Genomic DNA, 5,125 nt, shown 5'->3' with positions numbered 1-5,125 from the left:
GTCTAGTTACTACGTACATGAAGATTGAATCAGGATCTACGGAAGAATTAAAAGAACTTCAGAAAGAAATTATCCATGCTCAAGCATATATCCAAAAAAGAAAATTTGAAGAAACACAGAGATAAACCCCTGTGTTTTTCTTTGGACGTCTATTAAACCAATTTTTTATAAATCAAATTACATATAATTTGATCATTGTTTTGGCATAATCCATACAATTTGTTGAATTCGTACAATATATGGTACCGTATATTCAATGAGCAAATGATCTGGTTTCACATCCTTTAACTTTCCTCTTACATTACCTCTTACAGTTTCAATAACCACATGTTTACCCATTACTGATTGTAATGTCTGATATACGTAGGGATTAGGCACACTTATCATATTTTATTCACTAACGTCATTTCCCTCCAAATAACTCACTCTATAAGACTCCCTTCTAACTTTCATTCTTTCTCCTAATATATGATATAAATCTTATATATATGCTAGAAGGATGATTCATTATAGGAACGGAAATAACATTTTAATAAGGTACGGTTTCTATTCCTAAATTGCTAAAAAACTATTTATATAAAGTTACTTTTACTAGTTAACAGATGATGATATAGGGATATTTTGAATGTACATCTAGTTTATTCCTTTCAGGATATGTATCATTTTAAATACGCCCTTTATTTGAATATTGCTCATGCTTTTTTGAGGTTCTTTAGTAATACGAGCGTTAAGTAAAATTACTAACAATAAAAACACTACATATTTTCCTCCTGTAGCTCCTATGATAACTACACTACTACAAACAAATAAAATTAATAGGAGAAACGAAATAAATACGGTTATAGTTCTTTGACATCTTCTCGTATTTTCTGCGTTCTTTCCTTGCATCCATTTTAATTCCTCCTTTAAATTATCTATTTCACTTTAAATAATGCCTTAAAATCCTCTTTTTTCACCCTCTATTCCTATCATGTGGTATCAGCCTTCCTTTTTAGTAATACTTTAGTAAACTAGACAACAAAAATGATATAGTCTAACATCTGTAAACGGTTTGCAGGATTCCGATTAGTTTTCATAAAAAATCTGTTGTTTTCGTTGAAATGGATAAGTTGTAATCTCATCTGCATCTAAATTTTCATGAAACAAATTGACAGCTGTAATCTGCCGACACTCATAGGTATGGTAATAATAAGTGCCTGATTCCATGCACATTGCGCTGGTATAGATGGTATTATCTAATACTCCTTCTTCCGTTATCACTCCACCTTTAGGAAGCTCGCAAGTTGATAAGATATGAAAAACTGCCGATACCCCCTCCTCTTCGTTATCTATACCTTGGATATTTTGTTTGCCATATGCTGCCCGAACAAATCTTGATGGTGGGGTAAAATCACCCGGAAGCCCTATTGAACCTGAACCTTGTCCAAAAGCACTTAATGATAAATCCCCCCATTGTGTAGACTCATAGGGCTGCGATCTAAGACCAATATATTGTCTTAAATTTTGAAGATGCCAGTTAAACTCTGGACTATTGGTCATTACCCCTAACGGATTGTCATACACTTTTAGCCCCTCAGTTGTCGGCTCTAGTACAATACATTCTCCCCATTTATCCGCTATAATCCAATGTAGTGGAGGAGTAAGTCCTAAAATAGGTAATGGTACATCCAAAAAAGAAATACTATCAACAGACTTTCTTAACTCTTCAATAGAATTGAACTGCGTGAGACTCCAAGCCACAAAATCAAATGGAGCCAGATTCGTTTTATTGTCATCTATACTTTCATTATAAGTGGCGAAACCTGGGAAATAGAGTGTTGCACAAGTCATACCTGCTTCATTTACTCCATCTGCCAGAATGACCCTTCCTTGATAGTTAATCCCCATCCCGACAACTGCTTGTTTCGTTTCGATGGTTTCACCTGTTATATTGTTCCATCGATAACTTCGAGGAACTATTATTACTTCTTGATTGAAATCTAATGTAAAATCCATCGTTCTTGCAAAAAGATGTTGACCGTTTTTTGTCTGTAATGTCAAACTAGTACACATAAAGAACACCCCTTTGTTTAGTTTATTTAAACAAAAACCCATTTAATTGCTATCCTTAAGTTGATAGGCACGTATCTTTTTTCTTACTCATATTTATTGATACTCCTTTCAAAATTTGAATTTTCTAATACAATAAGTCCATTACTATAAGGAAAATAAAAATGATCAAAGAGATTACTAATCTCCTTTATGATTCCCCCTAACAAGTTAAAAAGCTATTATAAACAAACTTCAATAAAAGATACTTTCTCCCTCCTTTTTTATTACTGGATTTTTAAGTGGTTGGATGTTATCTAAAACAGAATTATTTATTGCATATGCTTCTTTCTAATTAACTAAATCCCCTAGTGAATAAAAATAAATGTTTGATGTGAATGTGTTAGATTTATTAAATGGAATGCAAGCAGTACTTACTTCTATTATTGAGTGCCAAATAAATAATTAATAAAAAATTTGGGGTTATCTGGAATATGTTTAGAATCACTTATTTTGCATTTTTCTTATTCTCCTATTTAAAAGGTATTTACTATGTAATTGTGCATATTAACCAAATACTTAACAAACTCAATATTACATGTGGTAAAATATATGAGAAAGGTACTTTCTATAAAGTAGGTTCTTAGACCAGAAGCCATAACGCATCTTATATTCATGATGTAGCGTTACTGTTATCACCCATACATATGTAAACTATTTTTCAAATGAAGTCTATTGGTGTCTAGGATCCTGTTTTATAGGAAGTGTTTTTATGGGATGGGGAACATATATAGGAACATGGTTCAAGTTAAAGAAAAGGCACTCCTAGGAGTGCCTTTTCTTTAACTATTTAAATGTGCGAACGCTTTCAAAACTATTGGATATAAATTGATGTACGCATTGTATTAAATAGTGCATTTATAGATGTCTTTTGGTACTCAAACGTTCCTTGTGTGAAAAGCATAGTAATAAAACTGAAGTGGTTCTGTAGATTTTTAGTACGGATGGCTCCAACTAAATCTTAGTAAACATTATTCGATTGAGGATATATCAAAAATTCAATTAATGTTAAAAGCTAGTTAACTCAATGTTAGGTGATTTTCTTTAAAAAGATTTCTACATTTCTTTGGTAACGTACCTCTCCTTTCATACAAAAAACTGAACATTATTACATCAAAAAGGTTCTTTATCAAAGCATGTGGAATTAGCACATATGCAGGTTTTTATAAATGAAGAGGTGATTGTGTTGAAGTATTTAACAAAAGCAAAAAACTCATCAACAATTCTGAGAGGGTATTTGGAATCCTATCCGTTAACTTCATTTTTTGTAATGGCATATTTATTTTCATGGGTTGTATTAATTCCATTTATCTTCTCACAATGGGGTATTTTCCCTAAAACAAAAGTATTTGATATTTTCTTTTTTGCCAATGCATTTGCAGGCCCTATGTTAGCAGCGTGTATCATGTTTCGAACTCTTGAAGGCAAAGAGGCATGGAAAAAAGTTAGAAAAAGCATTCTCACTACTAAGGTCGGTTTAAAGTGGTACTTGTTTACTCTCATCGTTATCCCCGCTGCAATGTTTCTAGGTATGGTGATATTAAATGGAGAGGTACCTACTTTCCGTGACCTTAATTTTGAATTTTTTATAACCTATCTTTTCTCTTTTGTAGCAATTTTCTTTCTCGGTGGACCTTTACCGGAGGAAATCGGATGGCGTGGTTTCGCTCTGCCCCGATTACAATCGAAATTTGGACCGTTAAAAGCTACATTACTACTTAGTGTTTTGTGGACTTTTTGGCATCTTCCACATTTCTTAACAGCTGCACAAAGGGGTGGCCCAGGTTCTGACCTTTCTCTCCTATATATTCACTTGCCAATTTTTATTTTACTATGTTTGCCGATCTCAATCATTCTTACTTGGGTCTATAACTGCAATCACGGTAACTTATTTATTGTCATGCTAATTCATGCGAGTGTAAATACGTTTAGTTTGGCACAAACTCATTCCACCAACCCTATTTTAAAGAATACAGATATATTTGTAGTGATAGGATTGGGATTTGTCGCTTTACTTATTCTTATTTTCACACGAGGCAATCTGGGATATAAACAAACTTTTAATGAAGTAGAGTACAGTAAAAATGAAAATATAAGTAAATAGAAAAAAATCATAGAATAATAGGTTAATGACAATAGTGTACCGCACTGCTATCAAGTTATAAATCATATTCTTCTTCAAAAAAACGTGCTTCTTTATTCAAGCTAAAATACAATTGTTTGCAAAGAGATTCTCAGATATTTGGTATCATATACCTTGCAGAAATAGGATTTTTTCAACAGGAAAATAATTTATAGTGGAAAGAGTATAATCATATTGATTATACTAATGTGTTTTGAATTGTACCTTTAAGGAGGCGTTGTCGATGAGAAAATATTTATATTTAATTTTGAAAAAAAACAAGAGGATAACGTACCACTAACCCCTAAAATACGTACTTCCTCTTCAATATTGGAAGGAGAGTATCAGATTGAAGAAACTTTATTTAAAGGCTATTGACAAAAATAATTGGGAAGAAGCAATTAGGCTGTCAGTTAAAGAAGAACAACAAACATTTATTGCATCCAACCTTTATTCTATCGCAGAAGTTCAATTTCTAGATAATTTCTATGCAAAAGGGATTTATTTTGATGAGAAAATGATAGGATTTACTACGTTTGGGATAGATCCTGATGATAATAATTATTGGATTTATAGACTTATGATTGATGAAAAATTTCAAGGGAAAGGTATAGGTAAACAAGCTATATATCTGGTAATTGATGAGATAAGAAGAAATAATAATGCAAACATTTCTATAATAATGATTGGATATGCTCCTGAAAACCTTACAGCTAAATTTGTATATAAAAAAGCAGGATTTATTGAAACGGAATTATCATCTTGGGGTGAACAGTTAGCTAAGTATTCCTTGTAAGCACTTGAATCTTTTAGACTTATTAAAGAAAAGAGTCTGATAGTATAGTAATGCAGATAGGAAATAATTAAACTTTTTTCAAACACGAATTTTTTCTATTCTTAATGGTTCTAATATAC

4 protein-coding genes and 2 pseudogenes are annotated in these 5,125 nt (G+C 32.0%); 2 read left to right on the top strand and 4 right to left on the bottom strand.

What is annotated here, in order from left to right; genetic code table 11:
* Positions 1-192 precede the first annotated feature (192 nt).
* The 4 genes and pseudogenes from ABWK52_RS18695 to ABWK52_RS18680 all read right to left on the bottom strand — a co-directional run.
* On the bottom strand, positions 193-387 hold the full coding sequence (locus tag ABWK52_RS18695) for a YuzF family protein (RefSeq protein ID WP_098542152.1): 195 nt from the start codon (positions 385-387) through the stop codon (positions 193-195).
* Positions 388-664: 277 nt separating this feature from the next.
* A pseudogene (locus ABWK52_RS18690) lies at positions 665-892 on the bottom strand (hypothetical protein).
* A gap of 173 nt (positions 893-1,065) precedes the next feature.
* The gene (bsh, locus tag ABWK52_RS18685) at positions 1,066-2,052 is read right to left on the bottom strand and encodes a choloylglycine hydrolase (RefSeq protein ID WP_000337607.1); all 987 of its coding nucleotides are present in this window, start codon (positions 2,050-2,052) and stop codon (positions 1,066-1,068) included.
* An 850-nt stretch (positions 2,053-2,902) separates the two neighbouring features.
* A pseudogene (locus ABWK52_RS18680) lies at positions 2,903-2,980 on the bottom strand (DUF4879 domain-containing protein); the annotation flags it as partial.
* Positions 2,981-3,241: 261 nt separating this feature from the next.
* On the opposite strand from ABWK52_RS18680, the gene ABWK52_RS18675 reads away from it, so the two are divergent.
* Together ABWK52_RS18675 and ABWK52_RS18670 are read left to right on the top strand one after the other, a co-directional pair.
* The gene (locus ABWK52_RS18675; protein WP_065845740.1) at positions 3,242-4,192 is read left to right on the top strand and encodes a CPBP family intramembrane glutamic endopeptidase; all 951 of its coding nucleotides are present in this window, start codon (positions 3,242-3,244) and stop codon (positions 4,190-4,192) included.
* A 367-nt stretch (positions 4,193-4,559) separates the two neighbouring features.
* Positions 4,560-5,006: a GNAT family N-acetyltransferase gene (locus tag ABWK52_RS18670; RefSeq protein ID WP_000737862.1), complete on the top strand. Its 447-nt coding sequence runs from the start codon at positions 4,560-4,562 to the stop codon at positions 5,004-5,006.
* Positions 5,007-5,125 lie beyond the last annotated feature (119 nt).

Source organism: Bacillus sp. AP50, from assembly GCF_040492675.1.
Lineage (GTDB): Bacteria > Bacillota > Bacilli > Bacillales > Bacillaceae_G > Bacillus_A > Bacillus_A cereus.
This window is presented reverse-complemented; position numbering and strand designations above follow the sequence as displayed.

Bases quoted from the DNA above. Each gene is read 5' to 3' on its own strand.
- ABWK52_RS18675 (WP_065845740.1), top strand. From the start codon at position 3,242: ATGCAGGTTTTTATAAATGAAGAGGTGATTGTGTTGAAGTATTTAACA.
- bsh (WP_000337607.1), bottom strand. From the start codon at position 2,052: ATGTGTACTAGTTTGACATTACAGACAAAAAACGGTCAACATCTTTTT.
- ABWK52_RS18695 (WP_098542152.1), bottom strand. From the start codon at position 387: ATGATAAGTGTGCCTAATCCCTACGTATATCAGACATTACAATCAGTA.